Annotated in this window: 29 protein-coding genes, 2 tRNA genes and 1 pseudogene; 13 read left to right on the top strand and 19 right to left on the bottom strand. The window is 63.1% G+C overall.

The window, feature by feature from the left end:
* The first annotated feature begins 54 nt into the window (after positions 1–54).
* From E4P29_RS04620 to E4P29_RS04610, 3 genes are all read left to right on the top strand, one after another.
* Positions 55–128: transfer RNA gene (locus E4P29_RS04620), tRNA-Ile, on the top strand.
* 246 nt (positions 129–374) lie between these two features.
* The gene (locus tag E4P29_RS04615; RefSeq protein ID WP_167735380.1) at positions 375–929 is read left to right on the top strand and encodes a helix-turn-helix domain-containing protein; all 555 of its coding nucleotides are present in this window, start codon (positions 375–377) and stop codon (positions 927–929) included.
* A gap of 86 nt (positions 930–1,015) precedes the next feature.
* Positions 1,016–1,663, top strand: coding sequence for an Ltp family lipoprotein (locus E4P29_RS04610; RefSeq protein ID WP_245154160.1), 648 nt, complete (start codon positions 1,016–1,018; stop codon positions 1,661–1,663).
* A gap of 942 nt (positions 1,664–2,605) precedes the next feature.
* On the opposite strand, the gene E4P29_RS04605 is transcribed toward E4P29_RS04610, so the two are convergent.
* Together E4P29_RS04605 and E4P29_RS25855 are read right to left on the bottom strand one after the other, a co-directional pair.
* The gene (locus E4P29_RS04605) at positions 2,606–3,292 is read right to left on the bottom strand and encodes a hypothetical protein (protein ID WP_135042311.1); all 687 of its coding nucleotides are present in this window, start codon (positions 3,290–3,292) and stop codon (positions 2,606–2,608) included.
* 137 nt (positions 3,293–3,429) lie between these two features.
* Positions 3,430–3,567, bottom strand: a complete 138-nt coding sequence (locus tag E4P29_RS25855) for a hypothetical protein (protein WP_167735379.1) — start codon at positions 3,565–3,567, stop codon at positions 3,430–3,432.
* Positions 3,568–3,611: 44 nt separating this feature from the next.
* Here E4P29_RS25855 and E4P29_RS04600 point away from each other — a divergent pair, with 44 nt between their 5' ends.
* Both E4P29_RS04600 and E4P29_RS04595 read left to right on the top strand, forming a co-directional pair.
* The gene (locus E4P29_RS04600; protein WP_135042309.1) at positions 3,612–4,061 is read left to right on the top strand and encodes a hypothetical protein; all 450 of its coding nucleotides are present in this window, start codon (positions 3,612–3,614) and stop codon (positions 4,059–4,061) included.
* A 511-nt stretch (positions 4,062–4,572) separates the two neighbouring features.
* Positions 4,573–5,685, top strand: a complete 1,113-nt coding sequence (locus E4P29_RS04595; RefSeq protein ID WP_135042307.1) for a three-Cys-motif partner protein TcmP — start codon at positions 4,573–4,575, stop codon at positions 5,683–5,685.
* Here E4P29_RS04595 and E4P29_RS04590 read toward each other — a convergent pair.
* Complete coding sequence (locus E4P29_RS04590) at positions 5,682–6,428, bottom strand: phage Gp37/Gp68 family protein (protein ID WP_135042735.1); 747 nt, start codon at positions 6,426–6,428, stop codon at positions 5,682–5,684. The two genes, E4P29_RS04595 and E4P29_RS04590, sit on opposite strands and share 4 nt — an antisense overlap.
* Before the next feature lie 73 nt (positions 6,429–6,501).
* Positions 6,502–6,831: a hypothetical protein gene (locus E4P29_RS25850; protein ID WP_167735364.1), complete on the bottom strand. Its 330-nt coding sequence runs from the start codon at positions 6,829–6,831 to the stop codon at positions 6,502–6,504.
* 215 nt (positions 6,832–7,046) lie between these two features.
* On the opposite strand from E4P29_RS25850, the gene E4P29_RS25845 reads away from it, so the two are divergent.
* The 3 genes and pseudogenes from E4P29_RS25845 to E4P29_RS04575 all read left to right on the top strand — a co-directional run.
* Positions 7,047–7,202, top strand: a complete 156-nt coding sequence (locus E4P29_RS25845; protein ID WP_167735378.1) for a hypothetical protein — start codon at positions 7,047–7,049, stop codon at positions 7,200–7,202.
* A gap of 27 nt (positions 7,203–7,229) precedes the next feature.
* Positions 7,230–7,904 carry a hypothetical protein gene (locus E4P29_RS04580; protein ID WP_280634524.1) on the top strand — a complete coding sequence of 225 codons (675 nt, stop codon included), beginning with the start codon at positions 7,230–7,232 and terminating at the stop codon, positions 7,902–7,904.
* Positions 7,905–7,937: 33 nt separating this feature from the next.
* Positions 7,938–8,150: pseudogene (locus tag E4P29_RS04575) on the top strand (tyrosine-type recombinase/integrase); the annotation flags it as partial.
* Positions 8,151–8,520: 370 nt separating this feature from the next.
* Here the strand turns inward: E4P29_RS04575 and E4P29_RS04570 are convergent.
* Positions 8,521–8,724, bottom strand: coding sequence for a hypothetical protein (locus E4P29_RS04570; RefSeq protein ID WP_135042301.1), 204 nt, complete (start codon positions 8,722–8,724; stop codon positions 8,521–8,523).
* A gap of 68 nt (positions 8,725–8,792) precedes the next feature.
* On the opposite strand from E4P29_RS04570, the gene E4P29_RS04565 reads away from it, so the two are divergent.
* Positions 8,793–9,056: a hypothetical protein gene (locus E4P29_RS04565; protein WP_135042299.1), complete on the top strand. Its 264-nt coding sequence runs from the start codon at positions 8,793–8,795 to the stop codon at positions 9,054–9,056.
* 46 nt (positions 9,057–9,102) lie between these two features.
* Here E4P29_RS04565 and E4P29_RS04560 read toward each other — a convergent pair whose 3' ends face one another.
* The 4 genes from E4P29_RS04560 to E4P29_RS04550 all read right to left on the bottom strand — a co-directional run bounded on the left by E4P29_RS04560 (position 9,103) and on the right by E4P29_RS04550 (position 11,817).
* Positions 9,103–9,453: a hypothetical protein gene (locus E4P29_RS04560; RefSeq protein WP_135042297.1), complete on the bottom strand. Its 351-nt coding sequence runs from the start codon at positions 9,451–9,453 to the stop codon at positions 9,103–9,105.
* On the bottom strand, positions 9,450–10,895 hold the full coding sequence (locus tag E4P29_RS04555; protein ID WP_245154159.1) for a TIGR03767 family metallophosphoesterase: 1,446 nt from the start codon (positions 10,893–10,895) through the stop codon (positions 9,450–9,452). The genes E4P29_RS04560 and E4P29_RS04555 overlap by 4 nt, the downstream gene beginning before the upstream one ends.
* 21 nt (positions 10,896–10,916) lie before the next feature.
* Positions 10,917–11,246, bottom strand: coding sequence for a twin-arginine translocation signal domain-containing protein (locus E4P29_RS26275; protein ID WP_245154158.1), 330 nt, complete (start codon positions 11,244–11,246; stop codon positions 10,917–10,919).
* A gap of 103 nt (positions 11,247–11,349) precedes the next feature.
* Positions 11,350–11,817: a universal stress protein gene (locus E4P29_RS04550; protein WP_135042295.1), complete on the bottom strand. Its 468-nt coding sequence runs from the start codon at positions 11,815–11,817 to the stop codon at positions 11,350–11,352.
* Between the two features lie 110 nt (positions 11,818–11,927).
* On the opposite strand from E4P29_RS04550, the gene E4P29_RS04545 reads away from it, so the two are divergent.
* Positions 11,928–12,650: a GAF and ANTAR domain-containing protein gene (locus E4P29_RS04545; RefSeq protein ID WP_167735377.1), complete on the top strand. Its 723-nt coding sequence runs from the start codon at positions 11,928–11,930 to the stop codon at positions 12,648–12,650.
* Positions 12,651–12,661: 11 nt separating this feature from the next.
* Here E4P29_RS04545 and E4P29_RS04540 read toward each other — a convergent pair whose 3' ends face one another.
* The 3 genes from E4P29_RS04540 to E4P29_RS04535 form a co-directional block, all read right to left on the bottom strand.
* Entirely contained in the window at positions 12,662–14,128 is a 1,467-nt protein-coding gene (locus E4P29_RS04540; protein WP_027497475.1) for an MFS transporter, read from the bottom strand.
* A 55-nt stretch (positions 14,129–14,183) separates the two neighbouring features.
* Entirely contained in the window at positions 14,184–14,336 is a 153-nt protein-coding gene (locus tag E4P29_RS25840; RefSeq protein ID WP_167735376.1) for a hypothetical protein, read from the bottom strand.
* Between the two features lie 71 nt (positions 14,337–14,407).
* Positions 14,408–14,875: an NUDIX domain-containing protein gene (locus E4P29_RS04535; protein WP_135042293.1), complete on the bottom strand. Its 468-nt coding sequence runs from the start codon at positions 14,873–14,875 to the stop codon at positions 14,408–14,410.
* Positions 14,876–14,968: 93 nt separating this feature from the next.
* Between E4P29_RS04535 and E4P29_RS04530 the strand changes: the two genes are divergently transcribed.
* Together E4P29_RS04530 and E4P29_RS04525 are read left to right on the top strand one after the other, a co-directional pair.
* Positions 14,969–15,724, top strand: coding sequence for an SDR family NAD(P)-dependent oxidoreductase (locus E4P29_RS04530; RefSeq protein ID WP_167735375.1), 756 nt, complete (start codon positions 14,969–14,971; stop codon positions 15,722–15,724).
* A 136-nt stretch (positions 15,725–15,860) separates the two neighbouring features.
* On the top strand, positions 15,861–16,502 hold the full coding sequence (locus tag E4P29_RS04525) for a ScbR family autoregulator-binding transcription factor (protein ID WP_027497477.1): 642 nt from the start codon (positions 15,861–15,863) through the stop codon (positions 16,500–16,502).
* Here E4P29_RS04525 and E4P29_RS04520 read toward each other — a convergent pair.
* Entirely contained in the window at positions 16,480–17,394 is a 915-nt protein-coding gene (locus E4P29_RS04520; RefSeq protein ID WP_167735374.1) for an AfsA-related hotdog domain-containing protein, read from the bottom strand. The two genes, E4P29_RS04525 and E4P29_RS04520, sit on opposite strands and share 23 nt — an antisense overlap.
* A gap of 274 nt (positions 17,395–17,668) precedes the next feature.
* Positions 17,669–17,741, bottom strand: a tRNA-Asn gene (locus E4P29_RS04515).
* Positions 17,742–17,923: 182 nt separating this feature from the next.
* Between E4P29_RS04515 and E4P29_RS04510 the strand changes: the two genes are divergently transcribed.
* Positions 17,924–18,169, top strand: a complete 246-nt coding sequence (locus E4P29_RS04510) for a hypothetical protein (RefSeq protein WP_027497479.1) — start codon at positions 17,924–17,926, stop codon at positions 18,167–18,169.
* Here E4P29_RS04510 and dnaG read toward each other — a convergent pair.
* From dnaG to E4P29_RS04485, 5 genes are read right to left on the bottom strand one after another with little or no spacing between them, the layout of a single operon-like run.
* Positions 18,166–20,082: a DNA primase gene (gene dnaG, locus E4P29_RS04505; protein ID WP_032384555.1), complete on the bottom strand. Its 1,917-nt coding sequence runs from the start codon at positions 20,080–20,082 to the stop codon at positions 18,166–18,168. The two genes, E4P29_RS04510 and dnaG, sit on opposite strands and share 4 nt — an antisense overlap.
* 42 nt (positions 20,083–20,124) lie before the next feature.
* Entirely contained in the window at positions 20,125–21,399 is a 1,275-nt protein-coding gene (locus E4P29_RS04500) for a deoxyguanosinetriphosphate triphosphohydrolase (RefSeq protein WP_135042287.1), read from the bottom strand.
* Positions 21,400–22,116: a YdcF family protein gene (locus E4P29_RS04495; protein ID WP_135042285.1), complete on the bottom strand. Its 717-nt coding sequence runs from the start codon at positions 22,114–22,116 to the stop codon at positions 21,400–21,402.
* A 55-nt stretch (positions 22,117–22,171) separates the two neighbouring features.
* Positions 22,172–22,780, bottom strand: a complete 609-nt coding sequence (locus E4P29_RS04490; protein WP_135042283.1) for a response regulator transcription factor — start codon at positions 22,778–22,780, stop codon at positions 22,172–22,174.
* Positions 22,777–23,886 (bottom strand): sensor histidine kinase, encoded by a 1,110-nt coding sequence (locus tag E4P29_RS04485; RefSeq protein ID WP_135042281.1) that lies wholly within the window; start codon positions 23,884–23,886, stop codon positions 22,777–22,779. The genes E4P29_RS04490 and E4P29_RS04485 overlap by 4 nt, the downstream gene beginning before the upstream one ends.
* Positions 23,887–23,916: the final 30 nt, after the last annotated feature.

Below are 23,916 nucleotides of genomic sequence, written 5' to 3'. Positions count from 1 at the left end.
CACGAGGCGGCGTGATTCTGTACGATTCTGCTGGCTCGTACCTGGTACGGGATTGGGGCGGTAGCTCAGTCGGTTAGAGCCGTGGACTCATAATCCATTGGTCGCGGGTTCGAGCCCCGCCCGCCCCACTCACATTCGCGCAGCTCAGGGCCAACTATCCTCGATCCTGCAACAGTTCGACTGCTGGTCTTGCCCACCTTTTGCCCACGGCCACAGATACATCCAATGTGGGCAACCAACTCATGCATACGCAGCATCGCCACCACCACCGCCCGGTTATCCGGGTCGAATCCCTCGTCGGCGATCGAGGCCCGCTGCTCTGCATCCATACCCACCTCGACGTCGCTGTCCGACATCCGGTTCCGGCAGAACCCATGTCCATATCCACAGCTCTGACGACGGCTCGCCGCGGCACCGTCTTCCTGTCCCTCGTCTGCTTCGCGATCTCCTACGTCGCCCTCGTGGACCTCGCTCGCATCGCCGGCCTCGGACCAGAGGCGTACCTGTGGCCGGTCATGATCGACGGCACGATCGCTATTGGCACCGTGGCAGTAGTCGGTCTCGGCGGTGACCGAACGGCGTGGTCGCTGCTTGCCGCGTCGGCGCTCGTGTCGATCGCAGGCAACGGCATCCATGCATGGCTGACACAGGGCTCGCGGATCGCCGTCGGGGTCGCGCTCACTCCCCCGGTGTTCCTGCTTTGGGTCACGTACCTGACCGTGCGGCTGGGCCGAGAGGGCGGCGAACACATCGACAATTCCGATGAGTTGCCCGAGCCGGTCGAGGCTGTCGCAGATCCGCGCACCCGGGCGCTCGAGCTCATCGACGGGGGCGGGGTGTCGTTGCGCGAGATCGCCCGCCAGCTCGGAACGAACGACCGAACCGTGTGGCGATGGAGGGATGCGCGCGAGTCGATCCTGTCCGCCTGAATGCGGCAAAAGCGCCGAATGAAACATTCGTACCTGAAAGTCTGATAATCAATCCAAACCATCCGAAACGACCAAATGGAGTCGCAGTGACCAACCCCAACGACCCGAACCAGCCCTACGGCCAGCAGCCGTACGGGGCACCTCAGGGTCAGCCCTACGGGCAACAGCCGCCCGAGGCACCGGTGAAGAAGAAGCGCAAGTGGCCGTGGATCGTAGGTGCCGTGGTCGTACTGTTCGTGATCATCGGAATCGTGGGCGGCGGAGGTGATTCCGACAGTGAGACGACGGCTGCGCCTGCAACCACGTCGGCCGCTCCGGCCGCAGTCGCACCCGCCCAGACCACGGTCGCGCCCCAGCCGGCCCCCGCGGCACCGCAGGCCACGGCCGAATCGGTCGAAGAAGTCGAGACGGCAGCTCCTGCCCCCGCGGCACCCGCCGAGAGCGCCGGTCAGCGCAATGCGGTCCGGTCCGCTGGGCAGTACCTCGACGTCGCCCCCTTCTCGCGTGATGGCCTTATCCAGCAACTCACGGTAGGTGACGGCTACTCCACCGAAGACGCTACCTACGCTGTCGACAACATCGACATTGACTACAACGAGCAGGCATCCAAAGCTGCCGAGAACTACCTTGACCTGACCGGGTTCTCCCGAGACGGTCTCGTGCAGCAACTGACCGTCGGTGACGGGTACACCACGGAGCAGGCGGAGTTCGGAGCGGACAGCGCAGGATTGTGACCGCCTGACCGAGCCGAGGAAGCGGCCCTGGCCCGAACGCAAAAAAGCGCCCCGCCCTTCCGCACGTGGCGGAAGGGTGGGGCGCTTCGTGTTGGCAGTCGAGCTGGTGTCAGGCTGTTGACTCTTCGGTGGTGACGGTCTCGTCGGGCACGGTAACGACCGACTCCGACTCGTTCGACACGGGAAGAGGCTCCACGACCACAGCGCGGGTGCCGGCTGCACAACGGGGATCTCGGTGACCGGAGGGGTGACCTGACCGGGATCGACGGCGGGGACGAGCACAGCCTCGATCTTCTTCGCATCGCCGAGGATCGTGTCGAGACCCGAGGTGTCGATGTCAAGGGCCTTGAGACGCGCGATCTCCGCCTCCAGGTTGGCGGTGTTCTGCAGGGTCGCATTCACGCCGCCGGCGACGACGGAGAGGGTGGACGAGATCGCGGAAACCTTGGTGTCGAACTCTGCCTGAGTTGTCATGATCTGGTAGACCTTTCGGTTGATTGCGCCGAGTGAGCGATGGATGTCGTCGACCCAGTCGGGTCGACTGAATAGCTGCCCCATGGGTGGCACCTCCCTGTTGTGACGGGATCTGCGAGCCCAATGCTGGGCATGAAAAAACACCCGCACTGTTCGCACGGGTGTTCGATTTCCGTTAGGTTGTGACAGCGGGACGCGGTCAGAAAGGGAAGCCTGGATCGTGTACCGCGACTACGTTCGGGAGGCGGCGTGGAGCTGTACCGGATCGGCGACAGGTGGGCAGAGCTCGCGCCTACTCACTGCCCTGCCGGGCACGAACTGGTTGGCGGCCACGTCCTCGTCGGGTCTCAGGTCTGCTCCTGCGAGATCCACCACCGGACCGACACGTGCCGACTGTGCGGACGGGTGGTGTACACGCCGCCAATGAGCGGCGACTGCACAGACGGCAGCTTCGACGGACGGGCGCAGTCACCCCGACTGAACTAGATCGGGCTGACGTTCAGTAGATTCACCCCCTGCACGGACCGCCCGCGGTTGCTGCATCCCACCTCCACCACTGCTGGGTCGCAACGCTTCGAGAGCCAGGCGCGCATTGAGTTCGTCCCTCCGGTCGGGATCCTGCACACGTGCCGAGTAGATCAACGACAGTGCACGGTCTTCCGCAGCCTCCGTAGCAGCCGCCAGACTCTCTAGATTGTCCTGTGCGGCTTTGCGCGCCCTATGTGACTGATTGAAGACCAAGGCTGCAGCGCTTTCGGTCAGGAAGCCAGCGACAGCCGCGACGGTGGCGTAGCCCGCAAGCCCTAGAACTGCGACAACCCCCGCGATTGCAATCAATAGAAGGCCGACGATCCCAACGCCGAGCGACAGGTAGAAATATGTCGTGTTCTGCTGCAGGGCATCGGCATAGGTCTTGATCTGGATATCGAAGCGGAGGTCGGCGCGACGATTGAGGGCAGCTACTTGGGCTCGTTCGGCAACGAACTCGTCCGGGATCTTGGATTCGGCCCCAGTCGCCTCAACGCTGCTTCGTCGCTGACTCAACCGAAGATCTGCGACTGCCGCCTCGTTCTCTTTTTGTTGCCGTTTGGATTGCAGAGCAAGCACGTAAGTGCTGGCGACAGCCGTGCCAACCCCAATAGCACCAGTCACCACCGCGGCGACAGCGTCAGATGCGTTCCCATCTGAGATGACCTCGCCGAAATCGTTGTAGACCTGCGCAAGCGAAGCAATCGTGCTAATGCGCAGGGATCATGCCAGATGACGCGCGGACTCTCGTCCCCGAAGCGCTTCTACTCGACGGTGACTTCCATATGAATGATGAGTTCGTCGGAGCCGTCGTAGCGGTAAGCGTGTCGACCGTCGGAAAGTAGTACCCAGTCGGCCTGTCCTTCGTCTTCGGGCGGAGTGAAGGCGTTTACGTCGGTCATTCGGTCAGTATCGCCGAACAGGTCGCGCGTGTGAAAATGCTGCGATGAAGGATTGGCTGGTATTCATCGCAGCAATAGTTGTCCCGGTCATCGGCATCGGTGGCACTTATCTGAAGGCGCGCATTGATTCCACCGATCTGCGGGCGCAACTGACGAGCGACCTCAAGCTTCACGAAAAGCTTCCGGACGCCTGGCCTGCGAAGGTCACCCTGCAGGCGAGCATCGAGAAGCGGATCGGAGAGCTCGCGAATCCACCCAAAGGCTGGGGCTTGGGCGCTTCGTACGCCGTCGCCATCCTGGGCACGGTGATTGCGGTGGGTGGCGGACTTGCGCTTACAACTCAGATCTCCGGCGGCAACGCCCAGTTGACCGGCACACCGCAGATTGTGGTGATCTGTCTGTCGATCCTCGCCTACCTAGGGGGCGCTGCAATGGCTTCGTCGGCATTCCTGCAACTTCGACGAAGACGTCGATACTTGACGCAGGATGCCTAAGCGATTGCCCTCGCACCGCCCGTTCTTCCAAGTTCGTACTCGTTCGTACACACTGGTGTCATGCCCTGCCGTGACTCACCAACACAATCAACAGACCTGAAGCCTGTCGGCCACCAGCTCGTGCGGCTGTTGAAGGCATGGCCGTTGGGATTCCGAGTGCGCCGTGACGCTCGCAGGGCGGTTCGCCACCGACGTCTGATGGATCGTCATCCCGAACTGATGGTCCGCTATCGAGATCGGAATCGCGAAAATATGCATCACGCAGAACGACTACTGGCTGACCGTTGAGCAACACGGCGGCAGACGAGGGCGAACCGTTGATGCTCAACGCCATCTTGAAGAGTCGCAGCGCCGACAACGATCGGGCCTTGATCGACCAGGATCAAGGCTCACAGGCTGACCACGAACTCGCGGCGTGCAAGGGTATTACGCAGCGCGTGTGGGAGCTAGCGAACGAACCACAGCCAGAGAGTGAATCGCAGACAAGCCCAGGAGAGGACGTCTAGAGCCGATGCCTGCAAAAGCAGATAACGACCCCGCTAAGTGGCAAATGGAACCACATACAAAGGCTAAGCACGACATATTAAACAATTACCTCGGTGCATGGTTTCCGATCCTCTCCAGCAGGCGAGGGCGCGTACTCTACATCGATGGGTTCGCGGGCAGGGGCCGGTATGGAGACGGAAGCGAAGGGTCGCCGCAGATCGCGATACGACGGCTGCTGAGTCACCACTTTCTCCCTCAGATGTCGGATTGCGAGTTCGTTTTCTACTTCTTGGAGAAGAACGCAGATAATTGCGAGGCGTTGGAAAAGGAACTTGACGCGCTCGAACTGGAGATCGGACCGTATCCAAGTAATTTGAAGATCAACATTATCAACGGTTCGTTCGATACGGAGATGGCCAAGCTTTTTGAGCTAGTAAAGCAACAAAACACCCGACTCGCACCTACCTTTGCATTCATAGACCCATTCGGTTACACGCGGTTTCCTATGAGCGTCTTAGCAGATATTGCCTCAACGCCTAAAAGTGAACTGTTCATCAACTTCATGGTCGGATCAGTGCAGCGTTGGATAACACGCGACAAGCAGCAAGACGCGATACGCGCACTGTACGGCAAAGAGGTAGCCGAGGTCGTCACCGGCATGGAGGCGAGTCCAGACAGAATTGGTCATCTTGTCGGAGTCTATGCGTCCGCACTGCGGGACGAAACGTCGTTGCCGTACATTCTCAGATTCGACATGCTCAATAACACAGGCAACGTCTCTTATTCACTGATTCATGCCAGCGGAAGCGAACTGGGGGTTCAGCGCATGAAGTCGGCGATGTGGAAAGTCGACCCAGGCGGAACTTACAAGTTCTCAGATCGAACGCACGGCCTACCAGTGCTCTTCGCGGCCAGTCCCGATACATCCCCGCTGCGTTCACTTCTGTTGAAGAAATTCTCTGGCAGGTCAGGAGTGACCAAGAAAGATATTCACAGATTTACAATACTTGAGACGAACTTTCGCGAGGTGCACGCGACTCCATTCTTAAAGCAGTTCGAACAGGAAGGTCTGATCACCGTGCATAGGCCTTACAAAAAGACTCAGTTTTCTGATGGCGTTACTTTTGATTTCACCTAAGCAGCCCCGCGATTTGGCATCTCGTCCCAGAGTTCGCCGTCTAGTTCGCGGCCGAGCTGCTTAGGTGTGCGTCCTCCCCATTGCTTGAAGAAGAACGGGACTTCAGCATCCCGGCAGTCGTCGCGGATTTGTCGTGCCCAACTGATATCCATCACGCGGTAGTTGGGGCCCGACTCGCCGCCCGCAATCACCCACCCAATACCGGCAAGGTCAATGCCGTCCAACGGACCCAGTAGCGGTTCGCACGAGAGGAACCGTACGGATGCGGGAACTGAACGCAAATGGTCGATGCGATCCAGGTGATCAGCGTTCTCGACCGACACGCCCATCCAGAGATTGCCGGGCCAGTCCAGCTTGTCAGCTAGCCGAGACAGCCGCAGCGAACGCTTAGTGAGCGCCTGGTAGGTGTGCTGTGGCGTTTCTCTCATTACGTCGAACACGTCGCGGACGAAGCCAATCGGCACCTTGGCATGAAACAGGTCGCTCATCGAGTTCACGAAAACAACACGAGGTGCGCGCCAGCGCAGCGGCTGACTGAGCGCGGCCGGATGTACGGTCACCCCAAACCCGGGACCGGATGTCCGAGGGTCGCCATCGTTCTGGTACTTCGCTGCGCCCATCGCCTTCAGCCGCTTGGACAACGTCATCGCGTAGCAGTGATCGCAGCCTGCGGATACACGGTCACACCCAGTGACTGGGTTCCAGGTGGCTTCTGTCCACTCGATCGACGATTTATCAGCCATTTCATTCCATTCATCGAAAGTATGTTCGATCAACCTACGCCTACGATCGACACCTGGCAACGGCGTTCGACAGCTAGAGGCTAGTCCGACCATGCTCAAGAACAAGACCCTTTACCAACCGCCCGCAGCTCACGCTGCTTGACAAAAACCATAGGGACACCCCCCGGATCTCCGACTCGCACTGCGCGAGGAAGAGAAGGTCGACCGCATTTCCGCCGAGCGACTGATCGATCTCGACCGCCTGATCGACGTCATCGCATGGAATCGGTACCGCATCGACGACGAGGCGGCCGAGAAATTGTGGGTCGACCTTCCTACCCTGCTCACCCGCGTTCGCGATCTCACCGACGACGAGCGCGCATTCATCGACGAACAACTCGAACGGAGACAGCCGTGACACCACAACAGGCAGAATCCTTGAAGTTCGAAAAGCGTTGGTACACAGCGCCAGGCAACAAGGAAGCTGACATTCGCGACCAGCTCGGGCTGTCGGCGGGTGCGTTACTATCAGATTCTCGCCGCACTACTCGACGACCCCGACGCCCTCAAGGCCGACCCGGTCCTCGTGAAACGACTGCGCCGCATCCGCGACAGCCGAGCAAAACTACGAAGGGCCGGATGATGGCAACGGTCAAGCCGTACGACACCGCGAAGGGCACCCGCTACCGCGTTCGGTACCGCACGCCCGAGGGTCGCCTGACCGACAAGCGCGGGTTCGCGACCAAGGCTGCGGCCGAGACGTTCGCCAACGTCGTCGAGGTCGACAAGCTCTAGGGGCGCTATGTCGCACCGGCGGCCGGACTGCTCACGGTCGGGCACCTCGCTCAGGATTGGTACGGCAGCAAGATCGATGTGAAGCCGTCCTCGCTCGAGCGGTACCGGCAGACGCTCGAACAGCAGGTACTCCCCTGCTGGCAGAACGTGAGCGTCGCCAAGGGGACCGCGCCGGCACTTCAGGCGTGGATCAACGAGCTCTCGCGGGATCGGGCACCATCGACGGTCAAGAAGGCGCACCACGCGATGTCGATGATCCTCGATTTTGCCTTGCGCGACAGGCGAATTGCTGCCAACCCGGCATCGGGAATCAACCTGCCGCGCGCTCGCCACGATGAACCGACGTTTCTCACGAGGGAGCAACTGTTCACGCTCGCCGAGAAGGCCGGCCCGGGCAAGCTCGTCGTCCTCACCCTTGGGTTCACTGGCCTCAGGTGGGGCGAGATGGCAGCACTCAAGGTCCAGCGCTGGGACGGCGGCCGCCGACGGCTGACCGTGGCCGAATCGGTGACCGAGATCAACGGCCTACTGAATTGGGGCACTCCCAAGACTCACGCCACCCGCACGGTGCCGGTACCGACATGGCTCGCCGAGCGAATCACCGAGAGCACCGCGGGCAAGGGGCCGGACGATCTCCTGTCCTCCACTCCGGCAGGTGGCGTCCTTCAAAACAAGAATGCGCGCCGCGATTGGTTCGATTAGGCAGTCGTCGACGCTCGACTCCCCCGCGTCACTCCGTACGATCTGCGGCACACGGCGGCGTCGATCGCGATCTCGGTCGGCGCGAACGTGAAGGCAGTACAGCGGATGCTCGGACACGCGTCGGCCGCCATGACGCTCGATCTCTACGCAGGACTGTTCGAGGACGACCTGAACGATGTCGCGGACAGGATCGAAGGCCCACCCATGGCCGACGTCGTGACGCTCCGAGTGGTCAATGCCGACTGAGTTTCCTGCCCACTTTTTGCCCACTCTGCACGAGACAATCAAGGTCGGGAACGATCGGGAGAGGTCGGGAAATCGCTGCTAACAGGGTATTTCAACCCTAGACCTGCACCCCGGTTCGATCTCATAATCCATTGGTCGCGGGTTCGAGCCCCGCCCGCCCCACCACGCGCCGAAAGCCGGATCAGCAGCAACAGCGAGCTCATCCGGCTTGCGTCGCCCGGGCAGCACATCCCCAGCGCAGCATTGCGGAGACCGGATCTCCTCGGTTGTGGGCTCACGCGAGCGATATACATTCACACCCCAGCGAGATCGGGTCGAGTCGACGGATCGACGTGCCCGCGGCCGAGTGCAGCCGTCCCGCGAACGCGAATCAGGGCCCTGTCGCCCTGCGATACAAAGTCGACCAATACACCAGCAGCGCAGCAGCACTGGCCCCGAACCACAGCCACGTCAGGAATGCCGCCACCACGCCGGTGACGAAGAATCCCAGCACCAGGGCCACCACCCAGCCGAGTAGGTAGGCGAGGATCGTGATGACCGCCGCGGCGGTACAGCGCCACGGGGATTGCTTCACGGTGTGTAGTGCAGCGCGCAGAGGGTTTAGGCCACCGTCCACTGCCGCTGGAAGTATCAGCAGCGCCAATGACTATGACGATAGCCGGGAGCAGGGGGAAGAGAATTGCGAGCGCAACGGCCATCCCGGTCAGCACCACGCACCACGCCAGTACCCGCGGTCGTCGCCACGTCCGGCTCAGTGCACCCGACGCGTTGCCGTCCACCACATCGAGTGCCGTCGAGGCGGTGAACCACAGCGCACACACCACCGTTGCGGCGGAAACGACGACCAGCGCAGCGAATCCGAGGGACGACGTCGGAGCCGGATCCCCCACCACGGTCAGCGCCTGAATCAGAGCCGAGACGATCGCCACCGATGCGAGCAGCAGCACCCCTTTCACGGCGCACCGACCGTCGAATTGCGGTCGAGTACGTCCTGCACCGAACCCGAGTAGAGAACGGTTGCGCCGACCTTCACTCCGACGGTACTGGCATCGTCGGACGTGGCCGTACCGGTGATCGCCTCGTTACCGGTTGTCGTCCCGGCACATTCGATGTCCGCCCCGGTGCCCGAGCACACGGGCGCAACCAGAATCTCGATTCCTTGCTCGAACAGAACGTCGTTCACCGCGTAGCGGAGATTCCCGAGTTCGGCTCCCCCGACCGGGGCGAGCGCAGCGGTCTGCGAGCACCCCGCGCAGGCCAGCACCATCACCACCGTGAAGAGCTGCCTACGAACACCGTTCATCGCCCCTGCCTCGTCTCGTACGCAATCAGTCTGGCGTGCTCGTCGAGGTGTTGCTGTTCCAGAGCAGCGTCGGTGATGGTGCTCAGGTCGAACGGGGCGGGCAGGAGGAGTTCGGCGTTGCGGTCGAGGCGCGAACCTCGTCGCATCAGCGGATTCTCGGCCCAGTCGTTCGCAGCCAGCTCACGACTACGCGAAGCCAGGTCCAGGTAGCTGCCGCTGTTCCCGGGCGTGATCGGCGACGCGTGATCGAGCACCGTGGTGAACAGCGACAATGTCTCGTCTCTGTTGTCGACGATCTCCACCACCTGCTGTTGCTGCGGAAAGTCGATGCACGACGCGGTGGTGATCTCCCAGAACCCTCGTCCATCTCGCGAATGCGCCACGATTTGATTCTGGTGGGTGTGTCCGTTGAGCCAACCGATCACCACTGGATATTTCAGAAGCAGGTCGCTGAATTCGTCTGCGCCGTACAGCTTCACCGACTGTCCCGGCCGCTGTGCACGGTTCTCCAGGGTCAGGCTGTTGTGGTGGGTGTAGATCAGGACGAGCTTGCGCTCGGCCTGCGCCTTCTCCAATTGCTGAGTGAGCCAATCGAACTGCTCCTCGGGCACCGCCCCGTCGGGGCCGGCGACGGCGTTGCAGGTGTCGAGTCCGAACGTGCGAACGTTGGGAGTCGGGTCCGCCGCCCACCAGGTTTCACCCGAGTCGAGGTTGTGCTGGGTGAAACCGTGCCCGATCGGCCCTGGGGTGGGAGTCGTCTCGAAGTGCTCCTGCATGAACTCACGCTGCTCGAAGAGGTACCGAGCCGGATCTGCCGACACTGCTCGAAACCCGGGCCGGGCACCGGATCCGACCCCGAGCGCATCGACCATCCTCTGCAGCGGACTACCTGTCGATGCGTACCCGGCCAATGCCGAGGTGGCCGTCGCTTCGAGTGTGTACGCCTTGCGTCCGCCGACCGCGAGGGCATGCAGCTGAGAGGAGAGATCGAACGTGCCGAGCAACAACGTGTCGTGATTGCCGTAGACGGAATACCACGGGACGGGTAGCCCCACCGATTCGACGGTCCCCGACATCGCCTGCGTCAGCAGGTCGGGAAGCGTCGGAAATCCGTAGTCCCCGAACGACCCTCCCGACGGATCGCCCGGCCGATACGCCCACTGCGCCTCGGGCCACGCTTGCACGCCCTCGAAGACGTCGGATGCGCCGCTCGTAGGCCGGACCGCCACGCCGTCGAGAACGTCTATGTACCAACGAAGTTCGAGATGAGAATGCATGTCGGCGCTGTCACCGGTGACAACCGCGGCTCCCATGGGAGCGCCGGTGACCGAACTGATTCGCGCATCCGCAAATGCCTTCACCATCGCTGCCGTGACGTGCACGGTCAGCGGATCCTGCGGGTGGAAGGCCGAGCCCCACGCCGCATGGTCGGAGACGATCATGGGCTCGATCCGACCGGGCGATTAAGCATCGATGACATGCATGTCCGACAGGTGCCCCAGGTAGAGCAACGACCGCCTGGCCTGCACCCGAGACGCGCTGGGTGCCCGCCCGAGGATGTCGAGGCGAGGGACGTAGGGCTCACCCGGCCCCGCAGCAAGCACCCGGTACCGACCGGGGCCGGTCGACGATCTCAGGATGGTCTGCGCCAGCGTTCCGCCGACATCTGTCTCTCCTGAAGCCGGCTGCGCCCGAGCGACAAGGGCGTGGCCCAGAACCTGCGGTGCGATTCCCCATGCCGCGGCGAGGGTGCCCACCCGGGTGACGAATTGACGACGCGACAGACCAGCCATGGAACTCCCCGAATCCGAGAACCGCACCACATGCGCCTCGCATCCGACGAGGTGACTGCCTATTTTTACGGGGAAAACCGCGGACTGGTTGGAATTCGAGCCTTCATGGCACCACTGTGACCGGCCAGCGGCCCGCCTTGACCAGTCGCACTGCCACAGATCCCGCCAATCGGTGCCCGGCGCGTTCGGAGGCCCCCACCACGACGGCGTCGGTGCGGAGTCCATCGGCAACCGCGACGAGTCCGTTGTAAGGATCACCCTGCGCAGTGCGGAATTCCCAGCGAACCTGCTCTCGCTCCCCGAAGCGGGCCACCGAGGTTCTGATGTAGTCAAGAAGTTCGTCGGCGATCTGTAGGCCCGTTTCCACCATCGAGATCCCCGCCTGGCCCCACGACGCGGTGGCGATGGGCTGCACGTAGACCAGCACCAGAAGCGATTGTTGCCTACGGGCCAGTCCTCCGGCGTATGCGGCGGCCCGCCAGGACGAATCCGAGCCGTCGACGCCCACCACGATGGACTTCGGGCCGTCGTGGCCGTACTCGAATCCCGTAGATTCCTGCGCATTGCTCACGACATGAGGCTACTGCCAGCCCGTTGGTGCAGGGACCCCGGCGCAGGGCGGTACGGTTGATGTGCTGCGCAACCGGTTTGCCCGGCATGCGCCACACGACGGGAGAAGCAATGACCGACGACGAACAGTTCGATGCTCCGTCGACCGACCCGGCAACTGTATTCGCCGCTCTGGCCGACATCGTGTATCGCGGCAGTAGCGCAGAAGAGGTCTACACCGCTATCTGCAACGCCGCGACGATGGTTGTCCCTCACTGCGATCACGCGAGCCTCATGTTGTTGCGCCACGGAAAGGCCGTCACCGTCGCGGCCTCGGATGACGTGGCACGCGTCGTCGACGACATCGAACGCGCCACAGGTCAGGGACCGTGCCTGGATGCGCTGACCACCGAGGCCGTCCAACTCGAGCCGGATTTCAGCAGCCCCACCCAGTGGCCCGCAATGGCTCGGGGTGTCCTGAACCGCACGCCGGTCCGGGGAGCGATGGGGTTCCGCCTCAAGGTCGACGAGCAGAAGGTGGGTGCTCTCAACCTGTTCACCGACATCGCGGGTGCCTTCGATGCCGACACCGCCGACAAAGCCGTCATCCTGACTGCATTCACTTCTGTGACGGTCGGGGCGATGCTGAACGGCCAAGAGGCATCGACCTTGCGCGACGGCCTCGAGAGTAACCGCGAGATCGGCAAGGCGATCGGCCTCATCATGGCGCTGCACAAAGTATCCGACGAAGAAGCGTTCGCACTGCTCCGCAAATCGTCGCAGGATCTGAACGTCAAGATCGCCGATCTCGCATCGACGGTCGTCCAGCGGCACGGCAAGGGCCTGTCGAGCTGAACGCGCCGAGGTCAATGACCGCTCTGCACCTTCTTCGGTAGAGCGAACACCAACGCCAACGCAACGACGCTGAACGCGGCGCTGACGGCCATGGCCATTGCGGCACCGTGCAGGAAGCCGGATCCCACGGTATCGGGGCCGGTGATGGTGAGTGAGCCGAACAGCACGCTACCGATGACTGCGATGCCGATTGCGGAGCCGACGCGCTGCATCGTCGAGATGACGCCGCTCGCGGCCCCTGCGTCGTCGCGGTCGACGGTTGCGACGATGAACTGCGCGTTGGGAGCGATGAACGCGCCGTTGCCCAAGCCCGCGATGAACAGCGGGACCAGCAGAGTCCAATGGGAGATGGTGTCGGCGGAACTGGTCGCCAAGATGATCCACAGCCAGATCAAGCCGATCGACACCAGCGATGCGCCGAGGATCAATACGGTGCGGCCGAGTCGGATCGTCAGCTTGTTGCTCTGCGAGGACGCGATAATGCTGCCGATCGCGAACGGTATCGAGACCAACCCGGACGAGAGGGCCGTATTGCCGAGCCCGGTCTGCCACAACAACGAGATGGTGAAGAAGATGCTGGTGAACGCTGCGAAGTACACCAGCGCGAGAATCACACCGCCGGTGAATGCCGGTCGGGTGAACAGTCGCGGCGGCACGAGCGGATTGTGTCCACGACCGCTGTGGATCACCTCCCACCAGCCGAACACTGCAATCAGGCCCACGCCTGCAGCAATGGTCACGTAGGTCCAGAGCGGCCACCCGAGCTCCTGGCCTTCGATCAGCGGTACGAGTAGCGCGATGAGGCCGGCGGAGATCAGCACCAACCCGAGCCAGTCGATGCCCGGCCTTGCAGTCGGCTCGGATTCATCCTTTTTCGGCAGCAGAACCGCCGCCGCGATCAGACCGACGATGCCGATCGGCAGGTTGACCCAAAAGACCAACCGCCAGCCGTTCTCCTCACCGAAAGCCTGGATGATCAACCCGCCGACGATCGGCCCCAACGCAGTCGACACTCCGATGACCGCACCCATGATCGCAAATGCCTTGCCGCGCACAGGACCTGGAAACAGCAGTTGAATGAACGCTGTGACAGCGGGCACGAACATTCCGCCTGCCAGACCCTGAACCACTCGGGCAACCACCAACTGCAGATCGTCCTGAGCGAGTCCGCAGGCAAAGCTGGCCACCGTGAACAGAGCGAGACCGGTGAAGAACACCCACTTGTGCCCGATCCGATCCCCGACCTTGCCCGCCGGAATCAGGGCGAGACCGAACGCGAGCGCGTAGCCCGAGATAATCCACGACAGAACGGATTCCGATGCCTCCAGCGTCGTGCTGATCGTCGGCAATGCGACGTTGACGATGGTGGTGTCGAGCAGGGCCATGAACATCCCGAGCAACAGAACCACCAGGGCTTGCCAGGCGCGCTTGGGTACCTCGATCGCCGGTGGGGTCGCTGACGCAATACCGTCGGTCACTGCACTGCCCTTCGTAGTAGTCGCTGAGCAGTATCGACCGAACGGTCTGGTATTGCTAGCCGATCATTGCGGACGCGGCGAACATCCAGGTCAGGCCGGTGGCCAGAGCCACGAACCCCGAGGCCACGATTCGACCTGCCCACTGACCTTCCAGCAGAGCCGTTTCCACGCGAGCCGTGTCGGCGTCGGTCGTCTCCATCGGTGTCATGTTCCACTTCCCACCCTGCATCCGCGGCCGTCGTTTCCGGCCGCCGGATACCCCTGGATTCGACGCCGAAACTAGCGCGACTCCACAATGGCCTCCACCGCGTCGAGAAATGGGTGCTGCGCGGCCAGTAGCTTTGTCCTCGCCAGCGGCACCGGAAACCATTCGATGCGGTCTACCTCGGGAAACGATTGCATCTTTCCGGATTTCGGCGGCCATTCGATCTCGAATGTGTTGCTCATCGCAGTGGAGACATCGAGGTCGGACTCGATCCCGAACGCGGTGACGATCTTCCCGCCGCGCTGTGTGACGGTGCCGAGCTCGATGGAGTTGCCCGCCGGCACATCGACGCCGACTTCCTCGCGGAACTCGCGCTGAGCCGCGGTCCACGGGTCTTCGGCCTCGGTGAACTCCCCCTTCACTATCGACCACGCACCGTCGTCCTTCCGCACCCAGAACGGGCCGCCGGGATGGGCGATCAGGACCTCCACCACCTCGGCGTTCACACGAAACAGCAGAATGCCCGCGCTCTTGTTGACCATGTGATGAGCGTGCCATCAATTCGGTTGCTCACCGTCATCCCGCATCATTACCGTTATCGCGGCTCACGACCTCGATGCGAAGGGCACGACAACATGAACGCGATCGATACCGACAGAGTGTGGTTGATCACCGGAGCAAGCTCAGGGTTCGGCCGACAGTTCGTTCGCGCTGCACTCGATGGCGGCGATCGTGTGGTGGCCACCGCCCGCAGAGTTGCCGATATACGCGAACCCGCCAACGATCGCCTGCTTCGGACACGTCTCGATGTCACAGACCAGCAGTCGATAGATTCGTCGGTGGGTGCGGCCCTCGATCAGTTCGGACGCATCGACGTTCTCGTCAACAACGCCGGCTACGGTCTACTGGGAGCGTTCGAGGAGATCGACGAAGACCGCTTCCGAGAAAATATCGACGTCAACTTCTTCGGTCCCTGCGCGGTTACTCGAGCCGTTCTACCCTCGATGCGGGCACGGCAAAGCGGTCACATCGTGCAGATGTCCTCGGTAATAGGCGTGGTCCCTGGCCCCGGCGGGACAGCGTATGCAGCAGCCAAGTTTGCACTCGAAGGTTTCTCCGAAGCTCTGGCCGCAGAGGTACGCCACCTGGGTATCGGCGTCACAATCGTAGAACCCGGACCTTTTCGCACCGATGCGAGCGGTCGATCATTGAAGTGGGGCAACCCACTCGACGATTACGCCGAATTGATCGGGCCGGCGCGAGTCGCCTTCGAATCGACGCACGGATCCCAGCCCGGCGACCCACGCCGCGGCGTCGACGCTGTGATCGAAGCGATTTCGTCGGACGAGCCCCCTCTTCGACTGCCGCTGGGTTCGACGTCGTTCGACTGAATAGATGACTATCTCGTGGGCCGCATCGAGCAGGCCCGCACGGTTCGCCCCTTGGGCATCGACACCGATTTTCGGTGAATTGCCGTCTTTTGACTCGGAGAGTGCCGCGAAAGCGGGTACCAGCTATTGTCTACCGATGCAAGAGCGCGCAGAATCGACCAGGCAGGCCGTACTCGTGGGAGCCGCATCGAGCTTCGACAAGTTCGGCTACGGCACAGCCAGTCTGAGCACCATCATCGCCAACGCCGGCGTCAGCAAGGGTGCGATGTACTTCCACTTCTCGTCGAAGGAAGATCTGGCGCAGGCCGTGATCGAGGCACAGATGGCTCTTGCCACCGCTGCCACCGTCACCATCATCGAAAGCACACCGAAGGCCATCGATGCCCTGATCCTGATCACCAAGGAGTTGGCGCGTCAGCTGCAGACCGACCCCATCGCACGTGGCGGCATGCGGTTGACGTTGGAATCGACGACGGCTCAGAATCCGAATGCGCAATCGTTCGACGACTGGATCGGAATGATCGCGAAGTTGACCGAGCGCGCCCGGACCGAAGGCGACATCGTCGACGACGTGGACACGGCCGCACTCGCCAGGATGATCGTTGCATCGTTCACGGGAGTTCAGACCGTCTCGGAGATGCTCACCGGACGCGCCGACCTCCAGCTTCGGATGACCGAGATGTGGCACCTGTTGCTACCGTCGATCGCCCCTCGCCGGCGACTGGCCCGGATACGAGCGGTAGCCGATGCACCGCTCATCGACTGGAACGATCGCTGAGCGGTAGCCACGGTTCGGGTGTCGCCGTGACGGACATCGCCGAGAGCACGACCCCGTCGTGCTCGAACTGAATGCGGTGAATTCCGTCGGTCGTGTCGCTGTCGACGATGACCGTGCACGGGTTGGCCCATTCGGCGAACCCCAAGAACCTGACCTCCAGGGACGTGAAATCCAGTCCCACGCAACCGGTGGCCGAACGCAACGCCTGACGGGCGGCTTCGAGCATGGTGACGCCCGGTAGGTATTCCACCGAATGATCGAACATCGCCAGGTTTCGCGGATCCGGAGCGACCACGAGCGTCCCGTCCGACGTATGACGAGCCAGTACTACATCGGCGGGGTCGAGACGGCCGACACCGGCCGGTTCCACCACCTCGGTTCCGGCGGGAAGGTACCGGAAGTGTGGGTCGGCCATCGTCGGCTTGCGGACCTTGGAGTAGACGTCCGGTCCGATAGGACGCACGGACGCCGTTCCGGAGGCGACGACCTGACCGCGGTTGAGCAGTCGAGCCGACAGCTTCAGGTTGTCCAGCGACTCGTCCTCGAATGTCCGGTCGGTCGTGATCGACTCGGCGACAAGCGAATCGTCGATGTCGTCGACCGACAGCAGGTCGAGAATGTCGAACCGGAAGTGCTCGATGTAGACCACGTGGTCGAGCGGGACGTCGTGTTCGACGTGACAGAACAGGCTCACTGCCTGCCGTAGCGCCTCGGCGATCATCAACGAATCGTGGGTGCGACGTACCGGTACGAACATGCGATGCGACGTCGGCAGCTGTACCGCCGCACGATGCGTACCGTCGACCGTCTCGTAGTCGGTCAACAGCACGTCCGCCGGAGAGCGCCGATGCACGAGCTGGCGTGGAACGGTGGATGCGTAACTCAAACTCACTTCAAAGCCCCTTAGAACCCGACCGATCCGTCTTTTTTCCAGCACTTCCGAGCGTCCCGGATCGCACGAACAGTATGTCGCGAGACACCGACAAAACTGGCATCCGTCGACCTGATTCATTCGATCGATATACAGAAGATTCGGTCACGATCTGATAGCTGTCCGGGACTCTCGGTACCACATGTGCGGTACGTTCTCGCCGACCGACCCGGTCACGGGCGAGCGACCCCGGACAGCAAAAATCCCCGCCCGGACAAGCCGGACGGGGACTGCGCTCCCCCACCTGGACTCGAACCAGGAACCCTTCGATTAACAGTCGAATGCTCTGCCAATTGAGCTATGGGGGATTACCTTGCGGCGTCACACTCTCGTGCGAGCCGTTGGAAACAATAGCGCACACCCCCTTGTGAGTACCAAATCGGGCCCACGAGAGCGCCGAAGCAGGTTCCGCCGTGTACCGAATCGCCCTGCTCGAGGTTCGTCGGGCAAGATGGAAGAACGGCCGCACGCTCTACGGGAGGACCCACTGATGATTCGTTTGGTACTGGCGGCTGGAGCTGCATATGTACTGGGAGCCAAGGCCGGACGGGGCCGCTACGAGCAGATTCGCAAGACGGCCAGCGCCGTCGCGTCGAGCCCGGCCACCAAGAAGGCCATCGAGGTCGGCCGTCAGAAGTTGTCCGACTCTCTGAACACGCAGCCGAGACTCGAGCCGATGAAGCCGGTCGACGACGAAGACCAGGTTTTCGTCCCGCGCGATCAGCTGCGGCGCTAACCGACCTCGGCGACGCTTCCCACGGCGAGTTCGAGCAGGCTGCGGCGGTACTGCTCGAGGGCGATGAGATCACCGAACAGGGCGTTGTAGTCGTCCGGCTTCTCCGCAGGCGACATGCGCTGCAGCTTGGACTTCAGTTCGGCGACCTGTTGGCCCACCCACACCTCTTGAAGCCGGGCGAGCACACCGGAGATGTAGCGCGTGAGAGCGTCGTCGGCCACGCGCATCGGATCGACGGCCAACTCCGTCACCAACGACACCACCACGGCGTCCTTGGCCTGCTTGGCCACTGCGTCGACCCACTCCCCACCGCCCAGGCCCGCGGCAGTGCCGCCGGCCGCGGCCACGGCATCACGCACCGCGGCGTACGCCGGATGATGAAAGCTTTCGGGTGGCAGCGAATCGAAGACGGTGCCGGCGACCGCGGGCATCTGCAGCACCGCCTTGAGGGCCTCTCGTTGCGGCCACAGCGTCGGATCGGTGGGGTTCGGACGCGGCGGCCCGGTGGGGGCTTCCGTCGGCGCTGCCTGACGCTTCTCGAAGGGCACGCGTTTACCGCTCGTGTCGCCTCGGGCACCCTTCTTCGCCTCGTCGCGCACGCGGGCGAGCACCATCGCAGTGTCGTCCCAGCCGGTCCACCCGGCGAGCTGCCTGGCGTACTCGTCCCGCAGTGAGGCGTCCTTGATTCGCGCGACCACCGGAACAGTGCGCTTGAGCGCTTCGACGCGCCCCTCGGGCGTGTCCAGATCATGCTCTCGGAGCAGCGATTTGACGACGAAGGCAAACATCGGGGTCCGCCGGGCCACGAGATCGCGAACGGCGTTGTCACCGGATTTCAGGCGCAGGTCGCACGGGTCCATTCCGTCGGGTGCGACGGCGACGAAGGTCTGCCCGGCGATCTTCTGATCCCCCTCGAACGCCTTCATGGCCGCGGCCTGGCCTGCGTCGTCACCGTCGAAGGTGTAGATCACCTCACCGCGAAAGTAGCTGTCGTCCATCATCAGTCGGCGCAGCATCGCGAGGTGGTCTTCGCCGAACGCGGTGCCACAGGACGCCACCGCGGTCTTGACGCCGGCGAGGTGCATCGCCATGACGTCGGTGTAGCCCTCGACGATGACGGCCTGATGCGACTTCGCGATCTCCTTGCGCGCGAGATCCAGCCCGAACAACACCTGAGACTTCTTGTACAGCATCGTTTCCGGAGTGTTGATGTACTTTCCGGGCATCGTGTCGTCGTCGAACAGTTTGCGTGCGCCGAATCCGATAACGTCGCCGCTCTGACTGCGAATGGGCCACACCAATCGGCGCCGGAATCGGTCGATGGGTGTGCCGCGCTTGCCCGGGGTTGCCAGGCCGGCGTCGACTATCTCCTTGGCTTCGAAGCCCTTGCCCAGCAGATGTTTGGTGAGGGTGTCCCAGCCGTCGGGTGCGTATCCACAGCCGTAGGCCAGCGCGGCGTGGCCGTCGAAGTTGCGTTCGGTCAGGTAGTCCCGGGCGGCCTGGGCATCGGGCCCGCTGAGCCGACCGGCGTAGAACTCCTGAGCCGCCGCGTTCGCGGCGATCAAGCGCGCTCGGGTCCCGCGGTCACGTTGGACCGATGGCCCTCCGCCCTCGTAGGAGATCGAGTAGTTCAGCCGATCGGCGAGTTGCTCGACGGCCTCGACGAACGAAATGTGCTCGATCTTCTGGAGGAAGGAGTAGGCATCACCACCTTCGCCGCAGCCGAAGCAGTGATAGTGGCCATGATTGGGCCGAACATGGAACGACGGGGACTTCTCGTCGTGGAAGGGGCACAACCCCTTCATGGAGTCGCCGCCCGCGCGCTTGAGCGAGACGTAGTCGCCGACTATGTCTTCGATCCGTGTGCGTTCGCGAATGGCGGCAATGTCACGTTCAGGAATTCGGCCGGCCACGACTGGAGTCTAGCGTCGAACAAGACGCCCGACACCCGTCGATCAACCCCAGCTGGCCTGAGCCCCGAGCGACCGCTTGTCCACCAGTTCGAGTCGACTCTCGGTGTACGACGCGATCTGATCCACGACGACGCGAGTCCGTTCGGCGTCGCTGTTCGCGCGTTGCCACGCGGGCACCAAGATGGGATCGAGTTCGCCCGGCGCCGAGCGCATCAACCACTCGGCGACGCGATGGATCCGGTCACGTTGACGTTCCTGCCGAATCTTGTGGCCAGCGTCGGACATGACGTACCGCAGTGCCATGGTCTTGAGCAGAGCCACTTCGGACGCGACGATCGACGGCACCACGAGGTCGGCGTCGTACCGCGTCAACGCTGCCGTGCCGTACTTCTGGCGAGTTCCGTCGATGGCAGCCGTGGCGAATCGCCCGACCAGCTCGCTGGTCATGTGCTTGAGCGCCACGGATGCGGTGAGGGTGCCGTCGTATCTGCCGACCGCGACGACGACGTCCATCTTGGACAACCGGCTCGCCGCCTCGATCAACTCGTCGCCGTCGAGTCCGCGGAACTCCGAGACACCGAGTTCGGCCAGTGCCCGCTGCTCGATCGGATCGGATAGTGCGCGCAGGTCGATTCTGGCGTCGATGACGCCGTCCTCGACGTCGTGTACCGAGTAGGCGACGTCGTCGGACCAATCCATGGTCTGCGCTTCGAGGCACTTGTGCTTGTTCGGTGCACCGTCGCGTACCCAGCCGAGAATGGCCGAGTCGTCGTCGTAGGCACCGAATTTCGCGCCCGGCGCGGGCCTGGTCCACGGGTACTTCATCGCGGCGTCGAGGGCGGCGCGGGTGAGGTTGAGTCCCGCACTGTTGCCGTCGGAGTCGAGGATCTTGGGCTCGAGGCCGGTCAGGATGCGCAGGTTCTGCGCGTTGCCCTCGAATCCCCCGCAATCCTTGGCCACCTCGTCGAGAGCTCGCTCGCCGTTGTGTCCGTAGGGCGGATGGCCGATGTCGTGTGCCAAGCCCGCCAGATCGACCAGATCGGGGTCGCTGCCGAGCCCCTCCGCGATGCTGCGCCCGATCTGCGCGACCTCGAGCGAATGCGTCAACCGGGTGCGCGGGGTGTCGCCGTCACGAGGCCCGGTCACCTGGGTCTTGTCCGCGAGACGACGCAGCGCCGCGCAGTGCAAGACCCGCGCCCGATCTCGCGCGAACGCGCTTCGATGAGAGGCGTTGTCCGCCCCCGATCGAAGCCCAGCGGTCTTGGGCGGTTCGGGGACGAATCGTTCCACGTCGTGCTCGGAGTATGTGCCGGTCATCTACTGGCCTGCCGTGTAGGAGAAATCAGCGGTGAAGTGCGTCAACTGGTACCACAGGAGAGCTCCTGTCTCCCTGGCTATTCCGTGCGCCTGCGATTCGCGGGTGTAGACGGCAGGTCCGGTGCGGGTGGGCGAGGTCCACGCGTCGAGATCGGCGTCGCGCGCCATGGTCCGGGTGCGCAGCGAGTGCCACGGATCGCTGACCAGTACCACCGATGTCTTACCCTGGTCTCGAAGCGTGGCACTGACGGCTTCGATGCTTTCGAGGGTGTCGGATCCCGTTTCCACGGCCACGATCGCGTCGGCAGGCACGCCCTGTTCTATCAGGTAATTGCGGCCCGACGCCGCCTCGGTGAACAGGTCACCTTCTTGCTTGCCGCCGACGGTGACGATCTCGGGAGCGATGCCTTGCTCGTACAACGACGCGGCCTGCGCCAAGCGTGCCTCGAACACCGTCGAGGGCGTACCGCTGTACTGCGCCGCACCGAGTACGACGATGGCGTCCGCGGCAGTATGGTCGTCGATTCGAGCCACCTGCCACACTCGCACCGCAGTGCCTGCCACCAGGACGAGGGCCATCAGTATGACTCCCGCGACCAACCGACCCGTCCAGCGTCCGAGCGTTCCGAAGAAGCCCAGCCGCTCGGGACCGGGGTCCGGGGCATACCGGTCGTCGTACGGGTCGCCGTACGAATCTCGGTCGAGAGTTGCATTCACCCCTCGAGTTTGCCAGGCCCGCGCATCTTCGGCGGTCACGGCGCGCCTCGGAAGGTCAGAGCCACCCACGGTCCTCGGCGACTCGGACCGCTTCGGCCCGGGTGCTGGTGCCTGTCTTTCCGATCGCAGAAGAGAGATGGTTACGCACCGTCCCCTCCGACAGGTGCACCTGCGCCGCGATGGCACCGGCCGTCCCACCCTTCGACGCTGCGCGAAGAACTTCCTGCTCACGGGCGGTCAGCGGGGAGATGCCTTCGGTGAGCGTTTCGGTCGCCAGAGCGGGATCGACGACCCGTAGACCCATGTGGACCCGTCGTACGGCGTCGGCCAACTGCTTGGCCGGGGTGTCCTTGACGACGAATCCAGAGGCTCCGGCATCGATCGCACGGCGCAGATATCCGGGCCGGCCGAATGTCGTGACGATCAGCACTCTCGACTCCGGTACCACCTGAGCCAGCTCGGCGGTGACGTCGATGCCGTTCTTGCCCGGCATTTCCACGTCGAGCAGCACGACGTCAGGTCGGTGTTCGAGAACCGCAGCCACCACTTCGTCACCGCGTCCCACCTCGGCGACGATGTCGAGGTCGTGTTCGAGCCCCAACAATGCCGCAAGAGCACCACGCACCAGCGCCTGGTCGTCGGCCAGCAACAGTCTGATACTCATGGTGCCGAGACCTCCACCTTGAATCCGCCGGTCGGAACCCGGGCGAGCGTCAGTGAACCACCGGCAGCGCTCACGCGTTCACCCAACCCGCGGAGCCCGTTTCCTCCACAGTGTTCCTCGGCCGGCCCGCATCCGTCGTCGACGATGGAAATGCTCGACGGCGTCAGCATCACTCGGCAGTGGCGTGCGTGGGAATGTCGAACCACGTTGGTCACCGCCTCACGTAGGACCCAGCCGAACAATTCGCGGTGTCTCAGCGGAACGACGTCGGCATCCGCGGGCAGCTCGACGTCGATGGCGGCGGCTACCAGAGCTGTTCGTGCGCTTGCCAGTTCGGTGCCGATGTCGATTTGACGCATGCCGCCTACGGTGCTGCGAACGTCGGCCAGTGCTTGCCTTGCAAGGGTTTCCACCTCGGCGATCTCGACAGCTGCTCGGGCAGCATCGATTTCGAGCAATCTGCCGGCCAGTTCGCTCTTGACGGTGATGACGGTCAAGGAGTGCCCCAGAATGTCGTGTACGTCTCGGCTCATCCGCTCGCGTTCGGCGACGATCGCCAGGTCGGCCAATTGCTGCCTCGCCACGGCCAATTCGTGGTTGCGCTGGAAGACCTGAGTGATGCCCCACGCGGCGGCCGAGCTGATCAGTAACTGAAACGCGAAGAAGTTGTCGGGCTCCCAGGACGGGACGACCCGCGGTGCCACTTCGATGAGCACCACCATCACCGCGACCAACGTCCACGCCTGCCGAACCGGCAGCGTCATCATCGCCAGGACCGCGATGTAGATCGTTGCGCCGAAACCGGTGGTTCCGATCAGCGCGCTCATGGCCGTGGTGAGGGCCAGCATCGCCCCGAGTGCAACCCAGGCCTGCCATACCGGCAGCGGATTTCCGCGGCGGTGACCGTTGCGAAATCGCCAGAAGGTGGCGGTGAACACGACTCCGAATCCGACGATCGCGGCAATGCCGAGGACCCGTGCCGCCAGAGATTCCAAGGACAGAATCTCGTTCAACGGATAGATCAGGTAGATCAGCCAGATGGCTCCGAACATCCAGCCGTACCGCCAGACCCTGCCCTCGGGGAGGTCGGCGGTGAACGTGGTCATGTCGCCCACGGTATCTCCGTGGGCGACACG

The sequence above is a fragment of the Rhodococcus sp. 1R11 genome, from assembly GCF_004563845.1.
Classification (GTDB): domain Bacteria; phylum Actinomycetota; class Actinomycetes; order Mycobacteriales; family Mycobacteriaceae; genus Rhodococcoides.
Note: the sequence above shows the minus strand (reverse complement) of the source record. Positions and strands in the feature narration are given on the sequence as shown.

Coding starts and splice junctions, on each gene's coding strand:
- E4P29_RS04615 (WP_167735380.1), top strand. CDS start 375: ATGTCCATATCCACAGCTCTGACGACGGCTCGCCGCGGCACCGTCTTC.
- E4P29_RS25855 (WP_167735379.1), bottom strand. CDS start 3,567: ATGACCGACGTAAACGCCTTCACTCCGCCCGAAGACGAAGGACAGGCC.
- E4P29_RS04600 (WP_135042309.1), top strand. CDS start 3,612: ATGAAGGATTGGCTGGTATTCATCGCAGCAATAGTTGTCCCGGTCATC.
- E4P29_RS04595 (WP_135042307.1), top strand. CDS start 4,573: ATGCCTGCAAAAGCAGATAACGACCCCGCTAAGTGGCAAATGGAACCA.
- E4P29_RS04590 (WP_135042735.1), bottom strand. CDS start 6,428: ATGGCTGATAAATCGTCGATCGAGTGGACAGAAGCCACCTGGAACCCA.
- E4P29_RS25845 (WP_167735378.1), top strand. CDS start 7,047: ATGATGGCAACGGTCAAGCCGTACGACACCGCGAAGGGCACCCGCTAC.
- E4P29_RS04565 (WP_135042299.1), top strand. CDS start 8,793: ATGACTATGACGATAGCCGGGAGCAGGGGGAAGAGAATTGCGAGCGCA.
- E4P29_RS04560 (WP_135042297.1), bottom strand. CDS start 9,453: ATGAACGGTGTTCGTAGGCAGCTCTTCACGGTGGTGATGGTGCTGGCC.
- E4P29_RS04555 (WP_245154159.1), bottom strand. CDS start 10,895: ATGATCGTCTCCGACCATGCGGCGTGGGGCTCGGCCTTCCACCCGCAG.
- E4P29_RS26275 (WP_245154158.1), bottom strand. CDS start 11,246: ATGGCTGGTCTGTCGCGTCGTCAATTCGTCACCCGGGTGGGCACCCTC.
- E4P29_RS04545 (WP_167735377.1), top strand. CDS start 11,928: ATGACCGACGACGAACAGTTCGATGCTCCGTCGACCGACCCGGCAACT.
- E4P29_RS25840 (WP_167735376.1), bottom strand. CDS start 14,336: ATGACACCGATGGAGACGACCGACGCCGACACGGCTCGCGTGGAAACG.
- E4P29_RS04535 (WP_135042293.1), bottom strand. CDS start 14,875: ATGGTCAACAAGAGCGCGGGCATTCTGCTGTTTCGTGTGAACGCCGAG.
- E4P29_RS04530 (WP_167735375.1), top strand. CDS start 14,969: ATGAACGCGATCGATACCGACAGAGTGTGGTTGATCACCGGAGCAAGC.
- E4P29_RS04525 (WP_027497477.1), top strand. CDS start 15,861: ATGCAAGAGCGCGCAGAATCGACCAGGCAGGCCGTACTCGTGGGAGCC.
- E4P29_RS04510 (WP_027497479.1), top strand. CDS start 17,924: ATGATTCGTTTGGTACTGGCGGCTGGAGCTGCATATGTACTGGGAGCC.
- E4P29_RS04500 (WP_135042287.1), bottom strand. CDS start 21,399: ATGACCGGCACATACTCCGAGCACGACGTGGAACGATTCGTCCCCGAA.
- E4P29_RS04490 (WP_135042283.1), bottom strand. CDS start 22,780: ATGAGTATCAGACTGTTGCTGGCCGACGACCAGGCGCTGGTGCGTGGT.
- E4P29_RS04485 (WP_135042281.1), bottom strand. CDS start 23,886: ATGACCACGTTCACCGCCGACCTCCCCGAGGGCAGGGTCTGGCGGTAC.